Origin of the sequence: Burkholderia sp. SIMBA_051 (genome assembly GCF_046534915.1) — a bacterium.
Classification (GTDB): Bacteria; Pseudomonadota; Gammaproteobacteria; order Burkholderiales; family Burkholderiaceae; genus Burkholderia; species Burkholderia ambifaria.
This window is the reverse complement of sequence record NZ_JAWRXS010000553.1, coordinates 1-256: the sequence shown is the minus strand read 5'-3', so window position 1 is coordinate 256 and position 256 is coordinate 1. Positions and strand designations below refer to the sequence as shown.

The 256-nt window shown below is 60.9% G+C and carries 1 pseudogene; it reads left to right on the top strand.

The annotated features are described in order from the left end of the window. Positions 1-64: 64 nt before the first annotated feature. Positions 65-256, top strand: a pseudogene (locus SB771_RS35685) (two-component sensor histidine kinase); the annotation flags it as partial.

The window sequence follows — 256 nt, the reverse complement described above, 5'->3', positions numbered from 1 at the left end:
CCACGATCTGCGTACGCCGCTCACGCGCATGCGTCTACAGATCGACACCAACGAAAGCCCGTCCATGCGCGACAAAGTGCGCAAGGACATCGACCTGATGCAGACGATGGTGTCCTCGGCGCTGTCGTATCTGAATACGGGCAACGACAACGAAAACAAGGAATGGCTCGATCTGAGCGCGTTGATTGCGACCGTGTGCGACGAGTACGAGGAAGCCGGCGCGGCGATCCGCTATGACGGCCCGCGCCAGATCCGC